The organism is Empedobacter sp. UBA1574 (assembly GCF_002322895.1).
GTDB classification, from domain to species: domain Bacteria; phylum Bacteroidota; class Bacteroidia; order Flavobacteriales; family Weeksellaceae; genus Empedobacter; species Empedobacter falsenii_B.
This window is the reverse complement of the sequence record NZ_DCOI01000022.1, coordinates 1-2673: the sequence shown is the minus strand read 5'-3', so window position 1 is coordinate 2673 and position 2673 is coordinate 1. Positions and strand designations below refer to the sequence as shown.

At 31.5% G+C, this 2673-nt stretch carries 2 protein-coding genes; both read right to left on the bottom strand.

The features are described 5' to 3' along the window. Positions 1-671: 671 nt before the first annotated feature. The gene (locus B3578_RS05885; protein ID WP_291047284.1) at positions 672-1493 is read right to left on the bottom strand and encodes a helix-turn-helix domain-containing protein; all 822 of its coding nucleotides are present in this window, start codon (positions 1491-1493) and stop codon (positions 672-674) included. A gap of 108 nt (positions 1494-1601) precedes the next feature. Continuing rightward, complete coding sequence (locus B3578_RS05880; protein ID WP_291047282.1) at positions 1602-2249, bottom strand: DUF6266 family protein; 648 nt, start codon at positions 2247-2249, stop codon at positions 1602-1604. Between the last annotated feature and the right edge of the window lie 424 nt (positions 2250-2673).

Here is a 2673-nt window from a genome sequence, read left to right as displayed (position 1 = left end):
ATTTTTAGTAGAGAGGTTTACGGCCTTGACTTTTTGGTTACTTTTTAGTCAAGTAAAAAGTGACATTAAAGAATTTTTAATCTCAAATGTTATAAAAATTGGATTTGAATATTGAAAAAGAATTAGAAAAATCCGACGATTTAGAATCGAAATGCAATTCAACTCTAAATTATTGGAATAAAAAAAGTTGGAGTGTCTGAGTGAAGCGAGTTGCCAACTATATGGAGATAATTTAGTTAGTTGAATTACCTGAGCCACACAGTGGCTCCTCCTCTTAATCTCAAATGTTTTTTGGATGAGCAAAAAATGAAAAAAAGAAATAAGTATTACCTGAGCCATACCATGGCTCCTCCTTTTAATTTCAAATGTTATAAAAAGTGGATTTGAATATTGAAAAAGGATGAAAACGTAAAACGTAAAACTTATTACGTAAACATATCGCACACTACACCGAATTGAAACTCTACTTTTCAGCAATGACGGTTTATAAATTCTTTGTTAAAAAAGGATTTGAATATTAATAAGAATAAAAATAAAAACGTAGAACTTAATACGTGTCACGTAAAACTAAAAAAAATACGTAAAACGTTAAGCGTAAAACTTATACCAAGACCGTTAACCTATAAACTCATCGAACATCGAGAAGACAGTGGTGACTGTACTTCGATAGTTTAGATAATTAATCGAGGGATTTCTTTTAAAGGAATTTGGTGTTTCGCAAATGTACGTTTTAAGGTAGTATAAGTGGAGAAACCACTTTGAATGGTAATGTCCTTGAATGGAGCATTGGTAAACATGATCAATTCTAAGGCTTTCAACATTTTTAATTTTTGTTCGTATTCCGAAAAGGAGCAGTTGAAATAGTAGTTGAATCCTTTCTGAATTTCATAGTAAGTAAATTCCGTATCTGCTGCAAAAGCATAAAGTGTTTGGTTCTTTTGCAGGCATTCTTTGTAAATTAATTTGAGCTTTTGAATGGGAATATGATAAAATTTTTTCCAGTTCTCCTTTAATTCTTGACTTTTGACTTGGATCGAAACACAATAATACGCAAATTGATCTTGTTTGTGTCGGTGAACAAAACCAGCGAGATGATGGTAACCGTGTGATAAACCTGAAATATCAATAAGAAAAGGAAAATATTGGTTTTGATTATAAGTAATTTGTGTGTTGTTTTTTAAAAGTTTGTAAAGTGCTTCTATGTCAACATTAAAATCTATTGATAAGGTTGGGGGACGTGGACATTCGCAGAGGTCATTGAAGTAAAAGATTAATTGCGGAATAAACAAAATCTGTGATTGATAATCTTGTATCGCAAACAAATTGATTTTTTGAATAAAGCCAAATGCATATTCAATCATTTGCATATACTGTTTGTTTAGGATATCTTGTTTTGCTTCGACTTGTGGTTCATTTTTCTTGATTACATCTCCATATCGATGAATAAAAAAGTTCAGGTACTTGATATATTCTTCATATACTTCAATTTTCATACGCTTAAAAATTAAAATTGAAAATGGTTGTAGTAAAGATGTATTTGTCTAATATACAATAAATTATAATATAAACAAAAATCCCCTCCAAAAGTAGAGGGGAAGTGATTAAAGTACAGTGACTTGACCTAAGTAAATAGATGGTGCAGCGTCTTGCTTTATGACGGATAAAAAACTCATCCATACATGTATATCTGTTCCTTGATATTTGGGTAGAAATTGGAGTACATAGGATTCTTCGGAGCGTTTTACAGTTGTTTGTACAACCGTTGATTGTGCTTTTGTATTCCCATCTTCTACATACAATATAACCAAGGTGTCATTTTGATCCACAAGTTCTGTTGCATTATTGGTCCATGTAATCGTTGCCGATAGTGGATCGTCTGCAATAATATTTACAGGTTGTGGTTCGAGTAAATTACCTTTTGTGAATTGAATAGCATCATAATCAATAGAAAAGGTTAACGTATCCATATTACAAGGCATAGATTGTAATAAATTTGCCATGGCTTGATTATAAGGCGATTTTAAACCAGCTCTTTTTCCGTAATAGGTTTTAGCCAATGCTTTATACCCTTGTATAAACTGCACAGCAAAATTGAATCTGTCTTTTATGACTTGTTGTTTTGGCGTTGGTATACGATTTGATTTTCGTGGTCGTATACGAGAAATTTCATTTCCTTCGATATTCGAAACAACAATTCGTCCTGTACGTCCTCGCGTACCCGACAATAGAGAATCTGTAATTTTTCCCATTTTTAATAGATTTTAAATTAAACTTTATTTGATTTGGTTCAGCAACAGTTCGAAATTATGAGGAATGATTTGAAGAGGTTAATTTATGGTTATCCATGAACGAAATTGGTAGGTGATGAAGGGGAATGATTGCTAAGGATGTAGATGTGAGATATTAGATATTAGATATTAGATTTTAGATATTAGATGTGAGAAGTGAGATATGAGATATGAGATATTAGTATTGAGGGAGGAGGAAATGTACAATGTATTATGTATTATGTATTATGTATTATGTATTATGTAGATGTTAGATATGAGAATTGAGATTTTAGAGTCATAAAATGTATTTGAATATTGAAAAATAGTCATAAAAATGTCATATGATTTGGAGGCGAGTGTCAAAAAGTTGAGGGGCATGGTTAAATGTTTTACTGTTTGCGTA

Excerpts from the sequence above, each read along its gene's own strand:
- B3578_RS05885 (WP_291047284.1), bottom strand. The coding sequence starts at position 1,493 with ATGAAAATTGAAGTATATGAAGAATATATCAAGTACCTGAACTTTTTT.
- B3578_RS05880 (WP_291047282.1), bottom strand. The coding sequence starts at position 2,249 with ATGGGAAAAATTACAGATTCTCTATTGTCGGGTACGCGAGGACGTACA.